Annotated in this window: 16 protein-coding genes; 10 read left to right on the forward strand and 6 right to left on the reverse strand. The window is 59.8% G+C overall.

Translation table 11 applies throughout. The features are described 5' to 3' along the window. Positions 1 to 7 precede the first annotated feature (7 nt). The 9 genes from BLR72_RS14060 (at position 8) to lpxB (ending at position 9,818) form a co-directional block, all read left to right on the forward strand. Positions 8 to 733 (forward strand): isoprenyl transferase, encoded by a 726-nt coding sequence (locus BLR72_RS14060; RefSeq protein WP_081815939.1) that lies wholly within the window; start codon positions 8 to 10, stop codon positions 731 to 733. Next, positions 730 to 1,557 (forward strand): phosphatidate cytidylyltransferase, encoded by an 828-nt coding sequence (locus BLR72_RS14065; RefSeq protein ID WP_091949530.1) that lies wholly within the window; start codon positions 730 to 732, stop codon positions 1,555 to 1,557. The genes BLR72_RS14060 and BLR72_RS14065 overlap by 4 nt, the downstream gene beginning before the upstream one ends. A gap of 69 nt (positions 1,558 to 1,626) precedes the next feature. Further along, positions 1,627 to 2,757: an RIP metalloprotease RseP gene (rseP, locus tag BLR72_RS14070; RefSeq protein ID WP_091949533.1), complete on the forward strand. Its 1,131-nt coding sequence runs from the start codon at positions 1,627 to 1,629 to the stop codon at positions 2,755 to 2,757. A gap of 230 nt (positions 2,758 to 2,987) precedes the next feature. Beyond that, positions 2,988 to 5,363 carry an outer membrane protein assembly factor BamA gene (gene bamA, locus BLR72_RS14075; protein ID WP_091949536.1) on the forward strand — a complete coding sequence of 792 codons (2,376 nt, stop codon included), beginning with the start codon at positions 2,988 to 2,990 and terminating at the stop codon, positions 5,361 to 5,363. Between the two features lie 52 nt (positions 5,364 to 5,415). Then, entirely contained in the window at positions 5,416 to 6,471 is a 1,056-nt protein-coding gene (gene lpxD / locus BLR72_RS14080) for a UDP-3-O-(3-hydroxymyristoyl)glucosamine N-acyltransferase (RefSeq protein WP_027232611.1), read from the forward strand. Then, on the forward strand, positions 6,464 to 6,949 hold the full coding sequence (fabZ, locus tag BLR72_RS14085) for a 3-hydroxyacyl-ACP dehydratase FabZ (RefSeq protein WP_091949539.1): 486 nt from the start codon (positions 6,464 to 6,466) through the stop codon (positions 6,947 to 6,949). Before lpxD ends, fabZ begins: the two co-directional genes overlap by 8 nt. Next, positions 6,949 to 7,782, forward strand: coding sequence for an acyl-ACP--UDP-N-acetylglucosamine O-acyltransferase (lpxA, locus tag BLR72_RS14090; protein WP_091949541.1), 834 nt, complete (start codon positions 6,949 to 6,951; stop codon positions 7,780 to 7,782). Before fabZ ends, lpxA begins: the two co-directional genes overlap by 1 nt. After that, complete coding sequence (lpxI, locus tag BLR72_RS14095) at positions 7,766 to 8,653, forward strand: LpxI family protein (RefSeq protein WP_244506699.1); 888 nt, start codon at positions 7,766 to 7,768, stop codon at positions 8,651 to 8,653. The genes lpxA and lpxI overlap by 17 nt, the downstream gene beginning before the upstream one ends. Further along, a complete protein-coding gene (gene lpxB, locus BLR72_RS14100) occupies positions 8,643 to 9,818 on the forward strand; it encodes a lipid-A-disaccharide synthase (protein WP_091949546.1) in 1,176 nt (391 codons plus the stop codon). Before lpxI ends, lpxB begins: the two co-directional genes overlap by 11 nt. 217 nt (positions 9,819 to 10,035) lie before the next feature. Here the strand turns inward: lpxB and BLR72_RS22620 are convergent, their stop codons facing one another. The 3 genes from BLR72_RS22620 to gltX form a co-directional block, all read right to left on the reverse strand. Next, on the reverse strand, positions 10,036 to 10,440 hold the full coding sequence (locus tag BLR72_RS22620) for a P-loop NTPase family protein (RefSeq protein ID WP_210183734.1): 405 nt from the start codon (positions 10,438 to 10,440) through the stop codon (positions 10,036 to 10,038). A gap of 16 nt (positions 10,441 to 10,456) precedes the next feature. After that, positions 10,457 to 11,749, reverse strand: a complete 1,293-nt coding sequence (gene gltA, locus BLR72_RS14110) for a citrate synthase (protein ID WP_027232616.1) — start codon at positions 11,747 to 11,749, stop codon at positions 10,457 to 10,459. Between the two features lie 149 nt (positions 11,750 to 11,898). Beyond that, a complete protein-coding gene (gene gltX, locus BLR72_RS14115) occupies positions 11,899 to 13,323 on the reverse strand; it encodes a glutamate--tRNA ligase (RefSeq protein WP_091949549.1) in 1,425 nt (474 codons plus the stop codon). 257 nt (positions 13,324 to 13,580) lie between these two features. Here gltX and BLR72_RS14120 point away from each other — a divergent pair, with 257 nt between their 5' ends. Next, positions 13,581 to 15,884 (forward strand): ComEC/Rec2 family competence protein, encoded by a 2,304-nt coding sequence (locus BLR72_RS14120; protein WP_175492360.1) that lies wholly within the window; start codon positions 13,581 to 13,583, stop codon positions 15,882 to 15,884. Here BLR72_RS14120 and lexA read toward each other — a convergent pair. The 3 genes from lexA to BLR72_RS14135 form a co-directional block, all read right to left on the reverse strand. Further along, on the reverse strand, positions 15,878 to 16,597 hold the full coding sequence (gene lexA, locus BLR72_RS14125; protein WP_091923015.1) for a transcriptional repressor LexA: 720 nt from the start codon (positions 16,595 to 16,597) through the stop codon (positions 15,878 to 15,880). The two genes, BLR72_RS14120 and lexA, sit on opposite strands and share 7 nt — an antisense overlap. 165 nt (positions 16,598 to 16,762) lie before the next feature. Next, the gene (locus BLR72_RS14130) at positions 16,763 to 20,584 is read right to left on the reverse strand and encodes an RHS repeat domain-containing protein (RefSeq protein ID WP_091949554.1); all 3,822 of its coding nucleotides are present in this window, start codon (positions 20,582 to 20,584) and stop codon (positions 16,763 to 16,765) included. Further along, entirely contained in the window at positions 20,581 to 25,284 is a 4,704-nt protein-coding gene (locus BLR72_RS14135) for a DUF7507 domain-containing protein (RefSeq protein WP_244506700.1), read from the reverse strand. The genes BLR72_RS14130 and BLR72_RS14135 overlap by 4 nt, the downstream gene beginning before the upstream one ends. Positions 25,285 to 25,320: the final 36 nt, after the last annotated feature.

Consider the following 25,320-nt stretch of genomic DNA (forward strand, 5'->3'; position numbering starts at 1 on the left):
GAGGTCAATGCCTATGTCCATCCCACGCCACATTGCCATCATCATGGATGGAAATGGCCGTTGGGCAAAGGCGAGGGGTCTGCCCCGTACGGCAGGCCACAAGGCTGGCGTCGAGACGCTGCGTGAAACCATCCGGGCTGCCGGCAAGATGGGTATCCCGTTCATGACGCTGTTTGCCTTCTCGTCGGAAAACTGGTCGCGGCCGCGTTCCGAGGTTTCCGACCTGATGGGCTTGCTCAAGCTCTTCATCAGGCGCGATCTGGCCGATCTGCACCGTGAGAACGTCCGGGTGCGTATCATTGGTGAACGCGAAGGGCTGGGGAAAGACATTCGCGCGCTCCTGACCGAAGCCGAGACGCTGACGGACGCAAATACCGGTCTCACGCTCGTCATCGCCTTCAATTATGGCTCGCGCAACGAGATTGCCCGTGCGGTTCAACGGTTGGTAGCCGACGTCTCTGCCGGGGTTCTTGCCGCGGATGCGGTAACGCCGGAGGCGATCACAGCGCGCCTGGATACGGCCGGCATCCCGGATCCCGACGTGATTATCCGCACGAGCGGCGAAATGCGCCTTTCGAATTTTCTGCTCTGGCAGGCCGCCTATTCCGAGTTCGTCTTCCTTCCCTGCTATTGGCCGGATTTCCGCCCGTCGAATCTCGCCGAGGCGATTGAGACATTCCAGATGCGCGAACGGCGCTTTGGCGGCGTGACAGCCCAGGACATCGCTCTGTGACCTTCTTCGGAAGCGGCCTTTCCAACCTGCAAAAACGCATCATTAGCGCGATTGTCCTGATTATCATCGCCGTGGCGATGACCTGGATGGGCGGATTCGCCTTCGGTCTCCTGGCCTCGGCAATCGGCATCAGCGTCTTCTATGAATGGCAGCTCATCATTGCGAACCGATCGACTCCTTTGACGCGGGGGCTGGCATGGGGTTGCCTCCTGCTGCTCGTGGTCGTGCTGCTTTTTGCACGGGATACGTTCGTGATGATGGTCATCCTGTTCGGCGGTGCCTTCATCATCGCCGCTGTCGGTCGACGGGAGACCGGCTACTGGCCGGCGGCGGGTCTCCTCTATGCGGGGCTGCCTTGCATCGCGCTTACCTTGCTGCGCGGCGATACGGGCGATGGCTTTGCCGCCATTCTTTTCCTGTTCGCGGTGGTCTGGGCGACCGACATATTTGCCTATTTCAACGGGAAGGCGCTCGGTGGTCCCAAACTTGCCCCGCGGTTTTCACCGAACAAGACTTGGGCGGGTGCCATTGGTGGTGCGGCTGCCGGTGTCGCCGCCGGCGTTGCCTGCGCGGCATTCATCGGTCCTGCCGGCGGCGTGCCAATTCCGCTCATCGCACTGCTCCTGTCCGTGGTCGCTCAGATAGGCGATCTTGGGGAATCGTGGATGAAGCGAAAGTTCGGCGTCAAGGATTCGAGCCGCCTCATACCCGGTCACGGTGGCGTGATGGACCGGGTCGACGGGCTTGTCGCTGCGGCAGCATTACTATACGTCATCGGGGCAGTTCTGGTGTCGCCGGAAACGCCATACGACATACTTTTCTAGACGGCTGAGCTTTGAGGCCCGAGACGGGCCGTGCCAATGTGTTGCAGCCCGGAGGATATATAGACGGACATGCTGCACACCCTTTTTGGCACACAAAGTGTACTGATCGGCACGATCCTGCCATTCCTGATAGTTTTGACGGTCGTCGTCTTCGTCCATGAAATGGGGCACTATCTTGTCGGTCGTTGGTGCGGAATCGGCGTCAAGGCTTTCTCGGTCGGCTTCGGACCGGAGCTCATCGGATTCAACGACCGCAAGGGAACGCGCTGGAAACTCTGCGCCATTCCTCTTGGCGGTTATGTCAAATTCGCCGGCGACGAAGGGGTAACGAGTTCGCTCGCGGCGCCTGCCGCTGCGATGAGCGCCGAGGAGCGCGCCGTTTCCTTCCATACGCAGCCCGTATGGAAGCGTGCTGCAACCGTCTTTGCCGGACCGGCGTTCAATATCCTGCTCACCATTGCGATTTTCTCGGTCTTCTTTGCCCTCTACGGCAAGATGGTAGCCGATCCGATGGTTGCGGAAGTGCGGCCGGGAGGTCCGGCAGCCATTGCAGGATTTCAGCCCGGCGACCGGTTTGTCAGCGTCGATGGCGACACGGTTGAAACCTTTGCCGATGTTCAGCGCATCGTTTCCTCGCGCGGCGGCGATTCGCTTGATTTCGTCGTCGAACGCAACGGACAGGACGTCAAGCTGACGGCGACGCCGGAATTGACTGAACAAAAGGACCCGCTTGGGAACACTGTCAAAATCGCAGTGATCGGCGTCGTCAACAACCAGGAACTCGGCAACTTCCGGCGCATTGAGTACGGCCCGGTCGAATCAGTCGTGCAGGCCGTGCGGGAAAGCGGCTTCATCATGGCCCGCACCGGGCAGTTCTTCGGCCGATTCTTCGCCGGACGCGAGGATAAATGCCAGCTCGGTGGCCCCGTGAAGATCGCGACAATGGCGGGGCAGGCGGCAAGCCAGGGAGTGGATTGGCTTATACAGCTGACAGCGATGCTGTCGATCGGAATTGGGCTCCTCAATCTTTTCCCGTTGCCGCCGCTTGATGGCGGGCATCTCGTCTTCTACGCCGCCGAGGCAGTCATCGGCAGGCCAGTGAAACCGGCAGTTCAGGAGCTGTTCTTCCGCTTTGGCTTCTTTCTGGTGCTTGGTTTCATGGGATTCGTCATCTTCAACGATCTCTTCGCCTGCCGGTGACAAAGATTAAACATTGATGAAAATTAGAGGCTTGGGCTGGCAAATGGACATGATCTGTTTACTATAAGCCCTTATTGGCGTGGCAGGGATGCCACGCTTTCGCGTGAAGTAAACAGATTTTAACCGTAAGCCTTGCGTGTATGTAAAAACCGGTTATGACGGTGTGCGAGTAAGTGCTTAGTCCGGGATCTCGCCCGGGGACAACGAGAAAACGAAGGTTCATAAGGCCTATGGCGGCAAGTTCAAGATTTGTTGGTGCAGCGTCGGCGCTCGCCATATCAGCGGCGCTGGTAAGTTCTGGTGCAATCGTGACCACGGTTGCAGGCGTAACAGTCGCGCAGGCAGCAACAGTTAGCCGCATTGAAGTGCGTGGTAATGCCCGTGTCGACGCCCAGACGGTGCGCGACAATCTCGGCATTACCCCAGGCAAGCCTTTCACCAATGCCGATATCGATGAGGCCACCAAGCGTCTGTTTGCGACCGGCCTGTTCAGCGATGTGCGCATCAGCCAGGCAGGCGGCGCGCTTATCGTTCAGGTGTCCGAGCATCAGGTTGTCAACCAGGTGATCTTCCAGGGCAACAAGAAGATCAAGGACCCGCAGCTGCAGAATGCCGTTCAGTTGAAGCCGCGCGCTTCATTCGATCAGGCAACGCTTGATGCTGATGTGGAAGCCGTCCGCGCTGCCTATCGCAATGTCGGCCGCAGCGACGCGACCGTCAATGCCCGCACGATGGATCTCGGCGAAGGCCGCGTTAACGTCGTTTTCGAGATCAACGAAGGCGATCGCACCAAGATCACTGCAATCAATTTTGTCGGCAACCAGGCATTCGGCGACCGTCGCCTCAGCGACGTGATCTCGACCAAGCGTTCCAATCCGCTGTCCTGGCTGACCCGCAACGACGTCTATAGTGAAGACCGCCTGCGCGCCGACGAAGAAGCGCTGCGCCGCTTCTACTACAACCGCGGCTATGCGGATTTCCGCGTTGTGTCCTCGACTGCCGATCTTGATCCGGCGACAAACGATTATACCATCACCATCACGGTTGAAGAGGGTGAGAAGTACACATTCGGCCCGATCCAGATCGAAAGCTCGGTTGAAGGTGTCGATACCTCGCAGCTCAACGGTCTCGTGAAGACGCGCGAAGGCGATACCTATAGCGCCAAGGATGTCGAAGATTCGATCATCAAGGTTTCGGAGCGCGTTGCCGGTCAGGGATATGCCTTCGCCAAGGTTGAGCCGCGCGGCGACCGTAACTTCGAGAACCATACGATTTCCGTTACCTACGCCATCGATCAGGGCCCGCGCGCCTATGTCGAGCGCATCGAAATCCGCGGCAACGAAAAGACGCGTGACTTCGTCATTCGCCGCGAATTCGATGTCAGCGAAGGCGATGCCTTCAATCAGGTTCTCATCCAGCGCGCCAAGCGCCGGCTCGAAGCCCTTGATTTCTTCACCACCGTCAACATTTCGACCGCTCCCGGTTCGCAGCCGGATCAGGTCATACTTGTTGTGGACGTCGTCGAGAAATCGACCGGTGAATTCTCGATCGGTGGTGGTTATACGACCGGCGGCGAAAATCCCGGCCCGACGGTGGAAGGCTCGATCACCGAGCGCAACTTCCTTGGCCGCGGCCAGTATATCCGCATTGCTGCAGGTGCCGGTCTCGACAATAACCGTTCCTACTCGCTGTCATTCACCGAGCCCTACTTCCTCGGTCAACGCATTGCGGCAGGTTTCGACATCTACAAGCGTCAGTCCGGCGTCAGCGACAAGTATGAAACCGATGTGACCGGTGGCACGATCCGTTTCGGTCTGCCGATCTCGGAGGCGCTGGTTGCGGGCGTTGCCTATAACCTGTCGCGCGAAGAATACACGATCGACGATCAGGCGATGATCCCGGGTACGAACATCCCGGATCCGACCGAAATCTCGCAGGCGTTCATCGATGCGGCTGAAGAGAGCCCGTGGATCAAGTCGTCCGTAAGCTGGTCGTTGACCTACAACACCATCGACGATACCAAGAACCCGCATGACGGTATCTATGCGAAGTTCAATCAGGAATATGCTGGTCTCGGCGGCGACGCCAACTTCCTGAAGTCGACCTTCAAGGGCCAGTACTACAAGACCTTGTCGGATGAAATGGACATTGTCGGCCTCCTCGGTGTCGGTGCTGGCTATATTGCCGGCTTCGGCGACGAAGATCTGCGCGTGTTCGACTTGTTCAAGAACAATTCGGAAATGATCCGCGGCTTCAAATATGCCGGTATCGGTCCTCGCGATACCACCGTTACCGATTCGAAGGGCAGCTTCCTCGGCGGCACGACTTACTTCAATGCTTCGGCGGAAGCGCAGTTCCCGATGCCCGTGATACCGGAAAGCCTCGGCATCCGTGGCGCGGTCTTCGCCGATGCGGCAACGCTCTATGGTAACGACCTTCCGGAAGCGCAGGGCACGACTGGTTCGGAATGGCGCGCATCGCTTGGCGCCAGCATCATGTGGGCCTCGCCCTTCGGCCCGCTGCGCTTCGACTATGCGGTCCCGGTCAAGAAGGTTGACGGCGATCAGGAGCAGAACTTCAACTTCGGCATGTCGAGCAAATTCTGATAGATTGCTGACCTCCCGGGGGACAAACTTCCCCGGGGGAGAAAGTTAGTCGATGGCCGATCCGATCTTTTATGAGCCACTCAAGAATGTGACTATTGGTCAGATCGCTGGTCTGACCAATGGCGTACTTGTGGATGGCTCATTAGCCAATCGCCTTGTGAAGCGTTTGGCTTCCATCACGGAATCTGGGCCTGATGCGCTTGTTTTCGTCGAAAGCAAGAAACATGCGCACAATCTCGCGGGATTGAAGGCGGCGGGCATCCTCTGCACCGATGAGATCAAGGGCAGTGTCCCGAAGAACGTCGCTGTCATTGTGACGCGGCATCCCCAACAGGATTTTGCTGCGATTGGCCGTGCGCTCTACCCGAATGCCGTCACAGCGCATTTGTGGAGTGGCCAGACAGGTATCTCCGAGCACGCAATCGTCGATCCGTCCGCTGAAATCGAAGACAATGTAACGATCGAGCCCGGCGCGATTATCGGCAGTAATGTATCGATCGGGTCGGGCACGGTGATTGCGGCAAACGTGGTTATCGGCAATGGCTGCAAGATCGGCCGCGATTGCTACGTGGCACCAAATTCGTCCATCCAGTATGCGTTTCTTGGCAATCGCGTGCTGCTGCATCCTGGCGTGCGTATCGGACAGGATGGCTTCGGTTATGTCGCCGGCAGGGCAGGACTTGAAAAGATGCCGCAGCTTGGCCGCGTCATTATCCAGGACAATGTGGAGATTGGCGCGAATACCACGGTAGACCGGGGGGCACTGGCGGATACGGTCATCGGCGAAGGCACTAAAATCGACAATCTGGTGCAGATCGCCCACAATGTACGCATCGGCCGTCATTGTGTTATAGCCGCACAATGTGGCATTTCCGGCAGCGTTGAACTCGGCGATATGACGAGGCTTGGAGGAAGCGTCGGCATTGCTGATCACGTCAACATTGGATCGCGCGTCGAGATTGCGGCGGCGAGCGGCGTGATGAATGATATTCCGGATGGCGAGAGATGGGCCGGCGCGCCCGCCCAGCCATTCAAGCAGTGGTTTCGTGAAATCGCCAGCGTTCGTGCGATGACGAGGACCAAGAAGGAGAGCGGTTCAGATGAGTGACAATGTGAAGGTGGACAGTCTCGGTATTGCCGACATCCAGAAGGTTCTTGCGAACCTGCCGCATCGTTATCCATTTCTGCTGATCGATCGCATCGTCGATATCGATCGCGACGTTTCGGCCACCGGGATCAAGAATGTCTCGATCAACGAACCACATTTTGCCGGACACTTTCCTGAACTGCCGATCATGCCTGGTGTTTTGATCATCGAAGCCATGGCACAGACAGCCGGCGCAATCGTGCTATTCCATAATGGCAGCGGCAAGCCGGGCAAGGTCTTCTTCATGACCATCGACAATGCCAAGTTCAGAAAGCCGGTCGTTCCGGGAGACCAGTTGAAACTGCGCGTCACCAAGCTCAAGCAGCGGGGCAACATCCATAAATATGGATGCATCGCCGAGGTTGACGGTTTCAAGGTGGCGGAAGCCGAAGTCGCCGCCATGGTCAGTTTCCCTGATGAAGATGAGACCGGCGCCTGATGTCCTTGTCCATTATTCACCCGACCTCGATCATCGAGCCGGGCGCAGTCATTGGTGAGAGGGTTTCGATCGGCCCGTTGTGCCATGTGGGTCCCGATGCCGTTATCGGCGATGATGTCGAACTCCTGAGCCATGTGGTAATCATGGGCCCGACGACGCTGGGGAATGGCGCGAAGGTCTATCCGAACGCCGTACTCGGTGGCGAGCCGCAGAACACCAAGCATAAGGGTGGGCGCACCACCCTCGTTATCGGCAAGAACTGCGTCATCCGCGAAGGCGTCACCATGCACCGCGGCACGGACGGGAGCCGCGGCATAACCACGGTGGGCGATAACTGCATGTTCCTGGCCTATGCGCATGTGGCGCATGATTGCATCATCGGCGACAACGTGACTTTTTCCAATAATGTCATGATAGGCGGCCATGTCACCATCGGCAATAATGTGATTATCGGCGGCGGCGCGGGGATTCATCAGTTTGTGCGCGTGGGCCACCATGCCTTCATTGGCGGGCTTGCTGCGCTGGCGAGCGATCTCGTGCCCTATGGAATGGCAATCGGTAACCATGCCTATCTTGGCGGACTGAATATTATTGGCATGAAGCGGTCTGGCATGGCCCGTCCGGAGATTCACAAGCTCCGTCACGCTGTGCGCATGCTATTCGATCGCACGAAGTCTATCAGGGCGAGGGCAGACGACGTTCGCGCTGCCTATCCGGATTCGCCGGCTGTCGCGGACCTGATCGACTTCATCACCACTGATACCAAGCGCGCTTACTGCACGCCGCCGCTCGATTCCGCTATCGAGATCAGTGACAGTGACGACAACAGCTAAAGTTCCGCCCGCGATTTCAGGCAGGACAGCCATCGTCGCTGGCAATGGCCAACTGCCTCTGGCCGTGGCGGAGAGCCTACGAAAACAAGGCGCCGATCCGTTGATGATCGCCATCAAGGGCGAGGCGGAGCCTTCGATCTATCAGGGAAAACACGCCGAGATTTCCATCGTCGAACTCGGTGGGCTCGTTAGGATCCTGAAGGCCGAAGGCATCACGAACGTGGTACTGGCGGGCGGCGTTCGGCACCGCCCGGAGTTTCGCCACGCTCTGCGCCCGGGCAACGGCAACCTTGTGGCCCTCTACCGCTTCCTGCGCGCGTTCCGGCTTGGCGACGATGGGCTGCTGCGCGCCGTTATCGCAACCATCGAATCCTATGGATTTCGGGTTGTGGGCGCCCATGAGATCGTCCCTGATATCCTAACACCTGAGCCATCGACGCTTACGCGCAAACAGCCGGATCAGGACAGCATCGCCAATATGCAGGCCGCTCGGCGGGCTGCTGCCGCCATCGGTGCGCTTGATATCGGCCAGGGGGCCGTTGCGGTGGGTGGCCGCGTGGTTGCGCTCGAGGGGGTCGAAGGCACCGACGCAATGCTGCAGCGCGTCGCTGAGCTGCGTCTCGGGAAGCGCATACACAGCACGGGCGGCGTGCTGGTCAAATGCGCCAAGCCGCAGCAGGAGGTGCGGGCGGATCTTCCGGCGATAGGCATCAGCACCATTGAGAATGCCGCAAAGGCTGGCCTCAAGGGCATCGCCATCGAGAGCGGGCGTACGTTGATCCTCGGCTACGAGGAAACGATAAAGGCCGCCAATGAGGCCGGCCTGTTTGTCGAGACCTTTGTCCAGGAGACGCGCACCGATGCCAGCTGAAAAACCGCTGCGCCTCGCGATCGTCACAGGCGAAGAATCCGGTGATCTGCTCGGTGCCGATCTCGTCGATGCGCTGCGTCGCAGCTTCCCCGGCGACGTGACGCTGACAGGCGTTGGCGGCGAGCATCTTGCGGCGCTCGGTCTCGACAGCCTGTTCGACCAGCATGAAATCGCCCTTGTAGGCTTGAGTGCCATCGTCAAGAAGCTGCCGCAACTCATCCGGCGCATATCTCAACTTGCCAATGCGATTGTCGCCGCCAAACCCGATTGCCTGGTGATCATCGACAGCCCCGACTTCACGCATCGAGTAGCGCGCAAGGTGAGGGCGGCCGACCCTTCAATCCCTATCGTCAACTACATAAGCCCCTCGGTCTGGGCCTGGCGGCCGGAGCGGGCCAAGGCGATGCGATCCTATATCGACCATGTGCTTGCAATCCTGCCTTTCGAAGTGGAGGCCTTGAAGGATCTTGACGGTCCGCCTGCGACCTATGTCGGCCATCGGCTCGTTTCGCACGCGCCGCTTCTTGAAGCTGCCCGGCAGAACCGCTCGCGCGAAGCGCAGCTTGGCGAACGCACCGAAAAGACTCTCGTTGTCTTGCCGGGATCGCGCCGGTCCGAGGTAACGAGCCTTGCGGAGCCGTTTGGAGAAGCCATCGAACTTCTCGCCAAACGCGGCAACCAGATCAAGATAACGCTGCCCACTTTGCCGAAGATCGAGCCGCTTGTCAGGGAGCTTACAGCGGGGTGGAAAATCCAGCCTGACATAGTCGTCGGTGAGGCACAGCGTCTGCATGCTTTTGCGGCCGCCGATGCCGCGCTTGCGGCGTCCGGCACCGTGTCGCTTGAGCTTGCGCTCGCCCGCATCCCGACCGTTCTCTCTTACCGGCCGGACTGGCTCGCGCGCACCTTTCTGGCACCGCGCATTACCATCTGGAGCGCGGCTCTGCCGAACATCATCGCAGATGCACCGGTCGTGCCGGAATACTTTAACGTGTTCGTTCGGGCTGGATCTCTGGCCCGTCAGCTCGAACAATTGCTGGTTCCCGGCCATCGTCGCAGCGCCCAGCTCGAAAGTTTCGACAAGATTGCGAGCCTGATGCAGACCGAACGCCCGTCCGGCGAAATCGCTGCGCAAAAAGTGCTTGAGATGGCAAAGCGCAGCTAAGCTGAACGCTTGCCGCTGCAAAGACGTTCACGTTGAAGCTTAACGAATGATGCAAGGGCTGACGGCGTCGTAAACCGGTAAACTTTACCTGAAAATCCACTCATTCGTGCGAGATCGCGTTCGCGATGATCTCTTCTGTACCTAATGACATAGCGCAGAAACTGCCAATCGAAGCGCTCAGGACATCCAGGCCCAAGTTCGTTGCCCCGGATTTCTCCTAAGCCACGGGCCGTTTTTTCAGAATGACGCGCCAGAGACAACACCAAGTAGGATAATCCAGGTGAATAATCGTATCGGCACGAGCGAGCCTTTGCTGAAGCGTGCCGCTGTAAGTCCCATCCATGATCCATTCCGGCTGAGCCGACAGAGATTCTACGATGACCCTCCAGGGATCTCTGCTGGGCTCTTCCCATCCGGGCAACCAATAGTGGCGGTCGGGGTGGATCAGCGGAAGTCCGGTAATCTCCGCAAGTTCCTTCGCCACCGTTGATTTACCGGCACCGGCACAACCAACAACCAATTCGCGCTTCATGCTGCGGTCCTCTATTAATAGCTTTTGAAAAAAACGATTGAAAAATGTAGTTGGAACAAAAAGGGCGCCAAACGGCGCCCCTTTTTTCATTACGGCTGCAGGCAGATTACTTGCGATTCTCGACGCTGACATAGTCGCGCTGTGTCGCACCGGTGTAGAGCTGGCGCGGACGACCGATCTTCTGGTGCGGATCCTCGATCATTTCCTTCCACTGGGCGATCCAGCCAACCGTACGTGCCACAGCGAAGAGCACGGTGAACATGGTGGTGGGGAAGCCGAGAGCCTTCAATGTGATACCCGAATAGAAGTCGACATTCGGATAAAGCTTCTTTTCGATGAAATATTCATCCGTTAGCGCGATTTTCTCGAGCTCCATGGCAACGTCGAGCAGAGGATCGTCCTTGATGCCGAGTTCGCCAAGGACTTCCTTGGTGGTCTGCTGCATGATCTTCGCGCGCGGATCGTAGTTCTTGTAGACCCGGTGGCCAAATCCCATCAGGCGGAACGGATCGTTCTTGTCCTTGGCGCGGGCGATAAACTCCGGAATGCGGTCGACCGAGCCGATTTCGCCGAGCATGTTTAGTGCGGCTTCGTTGGCGCCGCCATGGGCAGGACCCCACAGGCAGGCGATGCCTGCTGCGATACACGCAAACGGGTTTGCGCCGGAAGAGCCCGCGAGACGGACGGTCGACGTCGACGCGTTTTGCTCATGATCCGCATGAAGAATGAAGATTCGGTCCATCGCGCGTGCAAGCACCGGATTTGGCACATAGTCTTCACAGGGCACGGCAAAGCACATGTGCAGGAAGTTCGTCGCGAAATCGAGGTTGTTGCGCGGATAAACGAATGGCTGGCCGATGTGGTACTTATAGGCCATGGCAGCGAGGGTCGGGATCTTGGCGATCATGCGGATTGAGGCGACCATGCGCTGATGCGGATCGGAAATATCGGTCGAGTCGTGATAGAACGCGGACAGCGCGCCGACGCAGCCGACCATGACCGCCATGGGATGCGCGTCGCGGCGAAAACCACTGAAGAAACGTGACATCTGCTCGTGCACCATCGTGTGATGGGTTACGCGATAGTCGAAATCGGCCTTCTGGCTCTTCGTCGGCAGTTCGCCGTAAAGCAACAGATAGCAGGCTTCGAGAAAATCGCCATGCTCGGCCAGTTGCTCGATAGGATAGCCGCGGTGCAGCAGGATGCCTTCATCGCCGTCGATGTAGGTTATCTGCGACTCGCAGGACGCCGTGGACGTGAAACCGGGATCATAGGTAAACGCGCCCGTGTTCTTGTAGAGTGTCCCAATGTCCACGACATCCGGTCCAATGGTCCCCTTGCGCACGGGCATTGAGAACTGGTGACCATTTAGATCGATGTTGACGTTGTTTTCAGACATTGCCGTTCCTTTCTTGCTTCAGCTTGCGCTGATCCAGCGCAAAAGCACTTGCCTCAACCGAGGCCGTAGATCGTGAATTCCTCAGGCACGACACCGTACTCAAACGGCGCGATGTTGCAATGCAAAAATGCGCCTGAAGGACGCACTTGTCATCCTTTTACCTGGTCCTTGATCCGGCCGAGGGATTCGTCCCTTCCGAGCACCTCAAGCACGTCAAAAACACCCGGAGACGTTGCTCTTCCTGTCAATGCGGCACGCAGCGGCTGTGCCACTTTGCCGAGTTTGAGCCCGGTTTTTTCCGCATAGACCCGCACTGCGGCATCGAGCGCGGACGCCGTCCAGTCATCGACCGCAGCAAGCTCGGGCAACACGCCGGCCAGCACGCCCAAACCTTCGTCATTCAGCAGTGCCGCTGCCTTGTCGTCGAGCGTCAGCGGACGCTCAACGAAAAGATATTTCGCGCTATCGGCGAGTTCGACGAGCGTCTTTGCGCGCTCCTTGAGCCCGGGCATGGCCGCCAGGAGCTGCCGCCTGGTCGTATCGTTGAGCCGGGCGAGAAGTGCTTCGCCGCCCTCAACCTCGGGCAGGATGGCGATCATGGCCTCGACCAACGCGGCATCGTCCGTGATGCGCATATAATGGCCGTTAATTGCTTCGAGCTTCTGGAAATCGAAGCGCGAGGCGCCGCGATTAATGTCCGATATCTCGAACCACTCGATCATCTGTGCGTCCGACATGATCTCGTCGTCGCCGTGGCTCCAGCCCAGGCGGACGAGATAATTGCGCAGTGCGGCGGGCAGGTAGCCCATTGCGCGATACGCCTCAACCCCGAGCGCACCGTGGCGTTTCGAAAGCTTGGCGCCATCCGCGCCGTGAATGAGTGGAATATGGCCCATAACCGGTACATCCCAACCCATGGCGTTATAAATAACGGTCTGACGCGCTGCGTTGGTCAGGTGGTCGTCACCGCGAATGATATGCGTAACGCCCATGTCGTGGTCGTCAACGACCACAGCATGCATATAGGTAGGCGTGCCATCCGAGCGCAAGATGATGAAATCGTCGAGATCCTTGTTGGGAAAACGCACGTCGCCCTGAACTTGATCGTGCACGACAGTCTCGCCTTCCTGCGGCGCCTTGACCCGAATGACCGGCTTGATGCCCTCAGGTGCTTCCTTGGGATCGCGGTCGCGCCAGCGTCCGTCATAACGCGGCGGCCGGCCTTCGGCGCGGGCTTTCTCGCGCATTTCTTCAAGCTCGGCCGGCGATGCGTAGCAATAATAGGCTTTGCCCTTGGCAACAAGTTCCTCGGCGACCTCGCGGTGGCGACCGGCGCGGGCGTATTGGGATACAGCCTCGCCATCCCAATCGAGGCCGAGCCAGGTCAAGCCGTCGAGGATGGCAGTTACCGCCGCATCTGACGAACGTTCCCGATCCGTATCCTCGATCCGCAGCAGCATCTTGCCGCCCGTATGCTTTGCATAGAGCCAGTTGAACAGTGCCGTGCGGGCACCGCCAATGTGGAGGTAGCCGGTAGGGGATGGGGCAAAACGTGTAACGACAGGGGACGACATGGGAGCTCCAGGGACGCGTCGCGCTATTAGCCGAACGTCCAATCGAATTGATCTGGCGTTCATGTAGCATAGCACCGCTGAGGTGCAAGGGTATTGGTGCTTGGGGGCAAATGGAGGAACCGCAGACCAGATCAAAAATCGATGAGCGGCTATTCTTTTTCAGTGTTCAGGACACTGGCAACGCCGTTGCGACCTATCCAGGCACAGAAACAGGCGTTCTAACGCGAGGGACTGAACTCTCTGCGGGTAGGCGACCCATGGCGATCGCCATGGCGGCGACAAGGCGCGCCTTCGTCGCAACGCCGACGCTTTTTAGCCAGGAGATCGAGCGCGGCACGCTGTTTCTGTTTCTCCCGGTGTGTTGCGGCATCGGCGCCATCATCTATTTCGGCGCGTCGGCCGAGCCAAGACTGAGCGCCATTTTGTTTGGGCTGACCCTGCTTGTCGGGCTGATGCAGCTCGCACATTCCCGTCCGAGGACCAGACTGGCGCTCGCCTTTGCAGTTGCCGTTGTCGCGGGAATGGTTGCCGGCAAGCTCGAAACCATGCGCGCGGATACGAAAATGCTTGGGTCGGACATTACTACCCGTTTGACCGGACGCGTCGTGGCCATGGCTAGAGACGCAAGAGGCGGCTGGCGCGTCACCCTCGACATTATCGCAACCGAGCGGCCGACACTCCGCTATTCGCCGCAACGGGTTGTCGTGTCGGCGCGATCCGTGCCGGCAGGAATGAAAATTGGCGCGGGACTGCAGGGCCTCGTCCACCTGCGTCCGCAGCGAGGTCCGGTACGGCCCGGCAATTACGATTTTGCGTTCAATAATTACTATAAGGGCGTAGGCGCAAATGGGTTTTTCCTTGGTAAACCTCAACTCGCCGCAACGCCGGTCGATGAGGCGATTGCGTCTCAAGCCTGGCAGACGGTCGCCAATATCCGCCAGCAACTTACGCAGCGTGTGCTTTCCCGCATCAAGGGGGAACCCGGCGATATTGCGGCTTCGCTGATTACCGGCCAGCGCGACGGCATTAGCGAGGCGACGAATGACGCAATGCGACTGAGCGGGCTTTCGCATATTCTTTCGATTTCCGGATTTCACATGGCGCTGGTGGCCGGCATCATCGTCGGCTCGCTTCGCGCCAGCATGGCCCTCTTTCCCGGCTTTGCAGCCCGCTATCCAATGAAAAAACTGGCGGCATTCGTCGCCCTTGCCGGTTCCGGCTTCTATCTCCTGCTCTCGGGCGCCGATGTAGCTGCGCAGCGCAGTTTCGTGATGCTGGCGGTGATGCTCATTGCCATGATGGCCGATCGCGCGGCAATCTCCATGCGCAATCTCGCCATCGGCGCTTTGATCACGATAGCGCTGCTTCCGCATGAAATTCTCGGACCGAGTTTCCAGATGTCATATTCGGCGACAGGCGCGCTCATTGCATATTACGGCTGGAGATCGCGCCGAAAGAACAGGTCAAACCGAACGAAAGGCGAGGGATTGCTTCTGCGTTTGCCGATGATGGCGGCAAGCCATGTCGGCGCTATCGCCATGACTTCGTTGGTTGCCGGGACGGCGAGCTCGATCTTCGCCGCCTACCATTTCAACAACACAGCGCCGCTTGGGCTTGTGGGCAACGCGCTGGCGCTGCCCGTTGTCTCGATCTTTGTGATGCCGTTTGCGGTGCTTGCTGTTCTTGCGATGCCATTTGATCTCGATTGGCTGCCGTTTGCTGTCATGGAACGCGGCATCGAATGGGTCATTGCGATCGCGAAGATGGTTGGCGCGCATTCGCCGAGCGGCAATTTCGGATCAATGCCGCAAACGAGCCTGCTTTTGATGACCGCGGGACTGGTCCTCCTCATGTTGCTGACAACGCGGCTGCGGCTCGTTGGATTTGCAGTAATGGCATTGGCCATAGTGCCGCTCCGCTCTGCACGTCCGCCGGATATAGTGATTGCCGAAGAGGGCAGGCTCGTCGCCTTGAGCGCCCCCGACGACGCGCTGACGGTGAACCGCGCAACGGCAAGCCGTTTCACCCTCGATAACTGGCAGCAGGGGTACGGCGCAATTCAAGTGCTCACGCCGGCAAAGAATGGCGCATCGCCGGCCGATGGACAATTTGAGTGCGCCGACGGCGTGTGCCTGGCGAGGGAAGCCGGCGGCCTGATCGTCGCCTACACGGACGATCCGACCAAAAAATCAACTGCTTGTGCCGAGGGCGATATCGTCGTCCTTGCCTTCACCGGTCCCACAGCAACCTGCGAGCCGGGGGACGTTCTTGTAATTACGGCGCAGGACCTGGCGCTACGCGGTTCCGCAGAAATCAGGTTCGGCGACAACAAGGTCGATCCACCGTCCGGGCTAGATGCGGCTGCATTTGCTGTAGAACAATTGCAGGCACGCCTCCAGTCTGCAAACATTACCTACGCCGTGGGCTCCCCTCAGCGCCCATGGAACGCCTATCGGGCTTTTTCCCGCACCGCCCGCAATCTTGCGGAGCAAAAACCGCAGCGGCGTGCCGCAAAGACCAAGCCACCGGCAGACGATCAGGAAAACCCGATCCGTCAGTAACGGCGGATCAAACCGACCAGCTTACCCTGCACGCGCACCCGATCCGGCCCGAATATGCGCGTCTCATAGGCCGGATTGGCGGCCTCGAGAGCAATCGATGCCCCTTTGCGCCGAAAGCGCTTCAAGGTTGCCTCTTCGTCATCGACAAGCGCGACCACAATTTCGCCGGGATTGGCCGTGTCGCCGCGCCGGATGACGACCGTGTCGCCGTCGAAGATGCCCGCCTCGATCATGGAATCGCCCTTGACCTCCAGCGCATAATGCTCCCCACTGCCGATCATGTCCGGCGGCAGGCCAATCATGTGCGTCTGATTCTGGATGGCGGAGATTGGTACACCGGCCGCGATCCGGCCCATGACGGGTATGTTGACGATCGTCGGCGCACCGTCGTCATCCGAAGCGCGTGGCTGCGGGCGGGGGGGGGCGACATTGCGGCCGAGGCTGCCCTCGATCACGCTTGGCGAAAATTTCTTTTGCGCATTGAGACCAGGCGCAATTGAATCCGGCAGGCGCAGGACTTCCAGCGCCCGCGCACGGTTAGCAAGCCGTCGAATGAAACCTCGTTCCTCGAGCGCTGTTATCAGCCGATGTATCCCCGATTTGGACGCTAGGTCCAATGCATCCTTCATCTCGTCGAAGGATGGAGGGATGCCGGTTTCCTTCAGGCGCTCATGGATAAAGAGCAGAAGTTCGTGTTGTTTACGCGTGAGCATCGGCGATCCTTCGAAACGGAATCGGAAAAACAAAACCAGAACAAACACTATCTGTTCCAGTTGTGTTCCACAAGTATTAATATGTCGTGTAGAAGGAGTGCGCCGATATCCAAATAGCGCATCTGGCCCGTTGCCGGCACCTGCGCGATGAACAACGCCCATGCGTCAGTACTTGCCGACGACGTTGAAGAACACACCGCGGTCGTTGAGCGTCAGGTCGCGCAGATCGTCGGAGAAATTGCCGAAATTATAGCCGACGCCGACCTTGAAGTTGTCGCCGACGTGGCGATAAACGGCGGTGAGCACGCCAAGATCTGTCGTATCCGCCTCGGCCATGTACATGACGCGCCCTTCCAGCAAGGCGTCCCATTTCTTGACGATGTGAAAATCGGTTCGAACAATGCCGAGATGCGCTGAGGAAGTCTGCCAATCGGAGAATGCGTCGAGATCGTCCTGAAGCCGCTCGCGCACTTGACCGTAGCGGAAGCCGTATTTCGCGCCGACGGACAGCCAGGGAACGAGATCGTAGGTGAAATCGGCGGAAAGAATGTTGCTGCGCTGTGCTGGCCCGTATTCGTCGCCGGTCACCGCGCTGACCTGATCCTCGCCCGGAAGATCGTAAAGCCAGGTATATTTGAGGAGAGCGTTCAGCCGGTCGTTCGTGATCGGACGGTAGGCATATCCGAGCGAGGCTTCGACATAGTCGCCATCCCTGAACGAACCATCACCGTTCGAGTCCGAGAGAACTGAATCGATATTGGCGAGCAGCCGCCAGCTATCGTTCGTCTTCCAGCTGAAGCCCGTTGCGAAGAGGTAGGTGTTGAGATCGCGGGTATCATCGTCGGAATCTTCAAAACGAGTCTCACCGCGAATGCGCGCGGCAATGCGATCCTCGTCCTTGTAGCCGACCGACAGGGAGATCGCCTTGCGGTCGAAATCGGAACGTTCGAGATTTGTGGAGGGATCGATCGTATCGTCTTCGACTGTGCCGATCTCCAGCCCGCCATCGACCGTCCATTTGGCGTCGGGCGTGTACACGACACCGTAGGTTTGGGCGAGCGAATTGCGCCTCCCGAACAGGTCGTAATTATTCTCAGCATAGGTCGACCAATAGTCGTCGAGCTTGCGGCGCGCGCCGATGACGATCGCGCCGTAATCAGTCCCGTCGAGATCGTAGGTTCGGTCAAGGTCGAATGCGCGATCGGGGTCGAGGCGGTAGCCGAGATAGTAACTATCCTCCGCTGTCGGCTCATAGGTGACGGCGGCGAGGGCGCCGAGCCCAGTCGCGCCATAGGATACTTCGCCGTTTAGCCCGATCTTTTCGGTGAGCTGATATTCGGCGCCGACGCCAAGACGGTCGCCGCGCTCGATGTCGCCGGATCGCGACAAAGTTCCTTGTCCGAAGCCGTAATAGGTATGTTCGGCATCGGGTGCATATTCGAGACGAGCGCCGGCATCGAGCCGCGACCCGTCATAGCCGGACTTGTTCGAAGTTGTTGCGAGCGGATTACTGAGTTCGAGATAGGTGACGCCGAACGAGGCTTTCCAGTATTCGTTCAGTTGCTTGCTGATTGCGGCAGCGCCCTTACGCTTGGACCTGCCGCCGACCGCCTGATCGTAGAAATCATTAGTCGCTTCACCTTCCTTGAAATCGTCATAGGTGAGGTCGAGGCTCAAATCTTTCGTGATATCGATATCTGCCGCGAGTCCCCAGATCCGCTGATCCGCCGCAACCTGTTCCGAAAGGGTGGAGAAGCCCGCGTCCTTTTCCTGGTAGTACCCGCCGAGCGTGCCCTTCATGCCGCTCTTGCTGATGTCTTCCAGGTCGAGTTGCGCCCGTGTGCGCCACGCCGTGGCCAGGCGGCCGCGCGTGCCCGTGGTCTGCACGTCGCTCAGGGTCAGCCCGCCATCGGTGGAGCGGGACGTGCCGAAGCCCGGTCCATCGGACCGCGATATTTCGCCTTCGATGAAAGTCGTATCGGAATGGCGGACCTTGATGTCGGCGCCATAAGCCTTCTGGTTGGCGAGGCCCGTATTTTCGTTCATGCCGGTGATGCCGACCCGAACCTTGTCGTCGAACCAATGCTGCGCCCGTCCGCCATAGGCATAGCCGTCAAGGTCACCGGCGATTGGCGTGTATTCGTATTGCGATACCAGATAGACCTTGTTGCCGCCGAGCGCGCCTTCACGCACCGGGCCCGTCGTGCCGGTCGAAGAGGAAAGCGGCCGCTTCAGGATCAGCATGCCCTGCAGGTAGTCGAACGAATAGTCTTCGCCATAGCGCAAGGTGCGCCGCTCGATGATCTGTCCAGTTGTCGAATCGCGGACTTCCACCGTCACGGTTTCGGAGCCGATCGTTATGTCCTGCCTGCGCATGAAATAGGCGGAGCCGCCGGTCCCGAGGAATTCGTCGCGTTGCGGCAGCGTATCCGGTTGCGCCGCATAGAGCGTCACTTCGCTGTTGCGCTCTCCGAAGGGTGTCGTCTTCTCTGAGCGATAGGCAGCGCTCGCGCCGTAGAGCGCTCGGTCCGAGCGCATGAACTCCGTGCCCTGGATGATCGCCTTGTAGCTCCCCCACAGGACCTGGCTGTCGCCGCGCTCGAGCCGCACGTAAAATTTGCCCTTGGTCGGAGCGTCGTCGATCGCCGTGGAATCGTCACCATAGATCGGGTAATAGTCGTTCGGGTCGAGCCGCCGCAGCAATTGCCGCGGATCCTTGGCATCGAGTCCACGGAACATATGATCGAGACTGTCTTCTCCTGTGTCGGCCGAGGCGGTCAGCAGATATTTGCCCTTGATCTTGCCTTTCACGTAAAAGGCGAGGCGACCCTTCGTATAAATGTCGTCATATTCGCCCGGCCGCACGCTCTCAATATGATCGCTGCCGCTATTCTTGCCGACAGTGAGGTCGGCCAGCGCGACATAGAACCAGTCATTATTGGGGATGTTGATCTGGCGGTGAAAGTCGACGGCGCTGCCCTTCGAGCCAACGACAGTCACGTCCACATCATGATCGCCGGGCGGCAAAATGCGCTGCATGACGAAGGAACGTTCGCGATCGACGGGGATCCTATCGTCGAGCGCCTGCACCCCGTAACCGTCGGGAACGTTCCGGCCGTAGACGGTGACTGCGCCGCCACGAACCGGGATGTTCCGTAATCCGGTGTTGTCCTCGGTCATGCCCGGCGCGACCGCATTCTCCTCTTCCCGCGGCAGGTCGCGATCCATGCGGCGAAGCGGGCGCGGCAACGTCTCGTCATAACGGTTGTCGACATCATAGACTCGCAGCACGTATTTGAAGCGCTGGTCGTCATTCTCGGTTGCTGGCATGGTCCAGCCGGCTTCGCCGTTGACCGGAACCGCAATGACTGCGATCGGCTTATCCGTGAGTTGCTTGTCATCCTCGAAGACGCGAATTTCGGAACGCTGGATGAAGGCGGGGTAGTTAGAGGTCGCAAGGAAGCGGATCGGCTCGCCCGTCCGATATGCGGTGCGCATCGGGGTCGTCGAAACATTCAGGACCGGGCGCGCGTCGAGCCCATCGAACTTGACCTGGATATCGACCGCACTGAGCCCTTGTTTTGGCGTGGCTTTGTCGGACCCAGCCCCAATTGCGGCGTGCTTTTGTGCGTTGGTCTCCTTGGCCACGCCCAGGGATCGCGGCTCATTGCTTTTGACGACGGTCTCGCCCTCGACACTGATGGCGAAAGGAATGGTCCCTTCGGCATCATCGGATGGGGACCGGGCACCGGGGGCTGCGATGCGGGAGCTTTTGACTGCTGGTTCGTTCTGCGCAGTCCCGGCAGCGCAATCGGTCTCGATGCATGCGCTCGCCTTCGCGGCCGCCGCTTCTTCCTGGGCCGTGGCTCTGGACGTCGTGAGATGCACCAGGAGAACGGTACAACCCGCCATAAGCATGCGCGCTTTGCGCGACGCAACCAGGTGATTTTGGGGCCGGATGGACACCTGAAAGCGGCCTTGGCTCATTGACCCACCTCCACGCGCGTTTCGATGTTAAGCGCGTACCCGCCTCCTGCGGCTTTCCATCGCTTGGCGATGGCGTCCTCGATCGCGTTCATGCGTTTGGCGGCAAGCTCTTCGGAACGCGTCGGGTAGCTGATCCGCAGCGTTGCCTCCTGCTGCTTCAGCATCTCGATCAGCGCATCCAGCCCCCTGTCCCATCGCGGCTTCAACGTCGTGAGAGCAGGTTCGAAGGCTTCGTCCTTGAGATCGAGCCGCACGACGCGGCCTTGCGCCGCGCCGAAGTTGAGCTTCGACATCTTGCCGGCGGTGAGACGGATCACCCGCGGGTTCTCGGTGGTCAGGTGGTAGCCGGCAGGCAGGGTGCGCGTATCAAGCTTCATGATGAAGTTGGAGCCGATACGCGCATCCGGAAGATCAGCGCAGGCAACGTGGAAGCGCCCAAATTCGTCGGTGGTCACCAGCAAGCCGCGCACGGTTGCAATACGCACGCCGGGCAGGCCCCGCTCGCCGTCGTTCGGGTAGCCATCGCTGTTAAGGTCGTCGAACACGCGGCCGATGAGATCGCCGCAATCGAAGACCGGTTCGACCATGATCTCGACGGCGGCGCTCGCCTCCGGGGCAAGCCTTTTGCCACTTGAACCGAGCGCTTGCGCCTTGTTGACGTGCTTGCCCGGCCCGGCCGTACTCAGCGCCAGCATTTGCAGGCGAATGACCACATCGCCCTTCGGACCAAGCGTCAGATTGTCAAAACGAAGGTTGGAACCGTCAATGCGCGGTTCAACGGCTTTGCCATTGAGCGTCGCCGATCCGCCGACATAGCGGAAGCCTGCGGGGAGGCGGTCAAGAACCGTCAAGCCTGCGACGTTGCTGGTGTTCTTGTTGATCACTTTGATTATGAACGGCGCCTTCTCGCCGCGGCGTATCTGCCGCAGGCCGGCCTGTTTGGTGATCGTTACGGAAGAGGCTTGGGCCGCCGGCAATTCGAGAACTGCCGTCGCCTCCGCCGAATCGACGACGGTGATCTTGCCTTGCCCCGGATTGGTGTAGGCAAAGCCGCGCCCGGCATTGCTTTCTGGAGCTTGTGGCCGCGTATAGGTGCCTTCGGCTTTGGCCTTGTTGACAATCCCGTTAGCGATACCTGCAGCCGCATCGATATCGGACTGCGCCAGCGTGTAGGTCGCCTCGAACACCTGCGTCTGCTTCGGCGCAATGGCAGTCGGCCCCGGCACAACCGCGCTGAGTTTGTTGGCGGCAGGCTGCTTGTTGAACGTTGGGCCGTGGTCGGTTGGAATGACGTCGTTGACGACGACATTGCCGGTATTGGTAACCTCGAAACGATAGGTGATCGATTCGCCGGCCTCGTATAAGCCGCTGCCATCGGTATCGTTGAGCTTCGCGGTTTTGACCAACGCGATCGTGGCGCTCTGCTCGATCGGTGTCCGCACTTCGCTCGCCGTGCTTGTTACAGTCGCCGTCGTCGGCGATCCTGCAACCGTCGCTGTGGCGGTCGCTGTGTTGGCAACCCCGCCAGCATCGATATCGGCTTGCGTCAGCGTGTAGCGCGCCGTGAAAGTGCTTGTGTCTTCCGCCCCCGGCGCCAGCGAGGCGAGGGGTCCGCCACTGACTGCGACATTGGGCAGATCGTCGCTGATCGCGATATTGTTGAGCGTGACGTTGCCGGTATTTCTAACGGTGAAGAAATAGGTGATCGTTGCCCCGGCGGCATTGCCGGATGGCGGGCTGGCGGTCTTTACGAGTTCGAGCGCCGCGCCCTGGCTAAGAGTGGTCGTGACCGTGCTTGCGTCGCTCGACGTGACCTTGCCGTCTGGCATCGTGCCTGAAGCTGTCGCCGTGTTTTCGACCTTGCCGGCATCGATATCGGCCTGAGTAAGCGTGTAGAGTGCCGTAAACGTTGTCGAATCGGTCGCTCCCGGTGCGAGCGAAGCGATGGGGGCCCCGCTCACGACGGCCCCATGCAGCGCATCTGTGAGCTTGACCTCGGTGAGCGTGACGTTGCCGGTGTTCTTGACGGTGAAGTTGTAGGCAATTGTTGCCCCGGCGGCATTGCCCGACGGCGGGGCTGCGGTCTTTATGAGTTCGAGCGTCGCGCCCTGGCTAAGAGTGGTCGTGACCGTGCTTGCATTGCTCGACGTGACCTTGCCGTCTGGCATCGTGCCTGAAGCTGTCGCTGTATTATCGACCTTGCCGGCATCGATATCGGCCTGTTTGAGCGTATAGAGCGCGGTGAAGCTCTTGTCGTCGACAGCCCCGGGGGCAAGCTCGGCAATGGCATCGCCGCCGACCACGGCATCCTTGAGACTGTCGGCGAGCCTGATGTTCCTCAGCGTCACATTGCCGGTGTTCCTGACGGTGAACGTATAGGCAATGGTCGAGCCGGCGGCATTGCCCGACGGCGGTCCGCTCTTCTTCTCCAGCACCAGCCCCGGCGCTGCCGCGATCGGCGTCGTCACCGCGCCGTTGCTGCTGATATCGCCGCCTGCGGGCAGCGTCGCGGTAACGGTGGCGGCATTGTCGACCTTGCCGGCATCGATATCGGCCTGTTTGAGCGTATAGAGCGCCGTAAACGTTGTCGAATCGGTCGCTCCCGGTGCGAGCGAAGCGATGGGGCCCCCGCTCACGACGGCACCGGACAGAGCATCTGTGAGCTTGACGTCGGTGAGCGTCACATTGCCGGTGTTCTTGACGGTGAAGCTATAAGCAATGGTCGAGCCGGCGACATTGCCCGACGGCGGTCCGCTCTTCTTCTCCAGCACCAGCCCCGGCGCTGCCGCGATCGGCGTCGTCACCGCGCCGTTGCTGCTGATGTCGCCGCCGGCGGGCAGCGTCGCAGTAACGGTTGCGGCGTTGTCGACCTTGCCGGCATCGATATCGGCCTGTTTGAGCGTATAGAGCGCGGTGAAGCTCTTGTCGTCGACAGCCCCGGGGGCAAGCTCGGCAATGGCCTCGCCGCCGACCACGGCATCCTTGAGACTGTCGGCGAGCCTGATGTTCTTCAGCGTCACATTGCCGGTGTTCCTGACGGTGAACGTATAGGCAATGGTCGAGCCGGCGACATTGCCCGACGGCGGTCCGCTCTTCTTCTCCAGCACCAGCCCCGGCGCCGCCGCGATCGGCGTCGTCACCGCGCCGTTGCTGCTGATGTCGCCGCCGGCGGGCAGCGTCGCAGTAACGGTGGCGGCATTGTCGACCTTGCCGGCATCGATATCGGCCTGTTTGAGCGTATAGAGCGCGGTGAAGCTCTTGTCGTCGACAGCCCCGGGGGCCAGCTCGGCAATGGCATCGCCGCCGACCACGGCATCCTTGAGACTGTCGGCGAGCCTGATGTTCTTCAGCGTCACATTGCCGGTGTTCCTGACGGTGAACGTATAGGCAATGGTCGAACCGGCGACATTGCCCGACGGCGGTCCGCTCTTCTTCTCCAGCACCAGCCCCGGCGCTGCCGCGATCGGCGTCGTCACCGCGCCGTTGCTGCTGATGTCGCCGCCGGCGGGCAGCGTCGCAGTAACGGTGGCGGCGTTGTCGACCTTGCCGGCATCGATATCGGCCTGTTTGAGCGTATAGAGCGCGGTGAAGCTCTTGTCGTCGACAGCCCCGGGCGCCAGCTCGGCAATCGTATCGCCGCCGACCACGGCATCCTTGAGACTGTCGGCGAGCCTGATGTTCCTCAGCGTCACATTGCCGGTGTTCCTGACGGTGAACGTATAGGCAATGGTCGAGCCGGCGCTATTGCCTGACGGCGGTCCGCTCTTCTTCTCCAGCACCAGCCCCGGCGCTGCCGCGATCGGCGTCGTCACCGCGCCGTTGCTGCTGATATCGCCGCCGGCGGGCAGCGTCGCAGTAACGGTGGCGGCATTGTCGACCTTGCCGGCATCGATATCGGCCTGTTTGAGCGTATAGAGCGCGGTGAAGCTCTTGTCGTCGACAGCCCCGGGCGCCAGCTCGGCAATGGCATCGCCGCCGACCACGGCATCCTTGAGACTGTCGGCGAGCCTGATGTTCCTCAGCGTCACATTGCCGGTGTTCCTGACGGTGAACGTATAGGCAATGGTCGAGCCGGCGACATTGCCCGACGGCGGTCCGCTCTTCTTCTCCAGCACCAGCCCCGGCGCTGCCGCGATCGGCGTCGTCACCGCGCCGTTGCTGCTGATATCGCCGCCGGCGGGCAGCGTCGCAGTAACGGTGGCGGCGTTGTCGACCTTGCCGGCATCGATATCGGCCTGTTTGAGCGTATAGAGCGCGGTGAAGCTCTTGTCGTCGACAGCCCCGGGGGCAAGCTCGGCAATGGCATCGCCGCCGACCACGGCATCCTTGAGACTGTCGGCGAGCCTGATGTTCTTCAGCGTCACATTGCCGGTGTTCCTGACGGTGAACGTATAGGCGATGGTCGAACCGGCGCTATTGCCCGACGGCGGTCCGCTCTTCTTCTCCAGCACCAGCCCCGGCGCTGCCGCGATCGGCGTCGTCACCGCGCCGTTGCTGCTGATGTCGCCGCCGGCGGGCAGCGTCGCAGTAACGGTGGCGGCGTTGTCGACCTTGCCGGCATCGATATCGGCCTGTTTGAGCGTATAGAGCGCGGTGAAGCTCTTGTCGTCGACAGCCCCGGGGGCAAGCTCGGCAATCGTATCGCCGCCGACCACGGCATCCTTGAGACTGTCGGCGAGCCTGATGTTCCTCAGCGTCACATTGCCGGTGTTCCTGACGGTGAACGTATAGGCAAT

The sequence above is a fragment of the Phyllobacterium sp. YR620 genome (assembly GCF_900104165.1).
GTDB lineage: Bacteria > Pseudomonadota > Alphaproteobacteria > Rhizobiales > Rhizobiaceae > Phyllobacterium > Phyllobacterium pellucidum.

What these genes read in the sequence shown, in the direction of transcription:
- BLR72_RS14060 (WP_081815939.1), top strand. Translation starts at nt 8, where the DNA reads ATGCCTATGTCCATCCCACGCCACATTGCCATCATCATGGATGGAAAT.
- rseP (WP_091949533.1), top strand. Translation starts at nt 1,627, where the DNA reads ATGCTGCACACCCTTTTTGGCACACAAAGTGTACTGATCGGCACGATC.
- bamA (WP_091949536.1), top strand. Translation starts at nt 2,988, where the DNA reads ATGGCGGCAAGTTCAAGATTTGTTGGTGCAGCGTCGGCGCTCGCCATA.
- lpxD (WP_027232611.1), top strand. Translation starts at nt 5,416, where the DNA reads ATGGCCGATCCGATCTTTTATGAGCCACTCAAGAATGTGACTATTGGT.
- fabZ (WP_091949539.1), top strand. Translation starts at nt 6,464, where the DNA reads ATGAGTGACAATGTGAAGGTGGACAGTCTCGGTATTGCCGACATCCAG.
- lpxA (WP_091949541.1), top strand. Translation starts at nt 6,949, where the DNA reads ATGTCCTTGTCCATTATTCACCCGACCTCGATCATCGAGCCGGGCGCA.
- lpxB (WP_091949546.1), top strand. Translation starts at nt 8,643, where the DNA reads ATGCCAGCTGAAAAACCGCTGCGCCTCGCGATCGTCACAGGCGAAGAA.
- BLR72_RS22620 (WP_210183734.1), bottom strand. Translation starts at nt 10,440, where the DNA reads ATGAAAAAAGGGGCGCCGTTTGGCGCCCTTTTTGTTCCAACTACATTT.
- gltA (WP_027232616.1), bottom strand. Translation starts at nt 11,749, where the DNA reads ATGTCTGAAAACAACGTCAACATCGATCTAAATGGTCACCAGTTCTCA.
- gltX (WP_091949549.1), bottom strand. Translation starts at nt 13,323, where the DNA reads ATGTCGTCCCCTGTCGTTACACGTTTTGCCCCATCCCCTACCGGCTAC.
- BLR72_RS14120 (WP_175492360.1), top strand. Translation starts at nt 13,581, where the DNA reads ATGGCGATCGCCATGGCGGCGACAAGGCGCGCCTTCGTCGCAACGCCG.
- lexA (WP_091923015.1), bottom strand. Translation starts at nt 16,597, where the DNA reads ATGCTCACGCGTAAACAACACGAACTTCTGCTCTTTATCCATGAGCGC.
- BLR72_RS14130 (WP_091949554.1), bottom strand. Translation starts at nt 20,584, where the DNA reads ATGAGCCAAGGCCGCTTTCAGGTGTCCATCCGGCCCCAAAATCACCTG.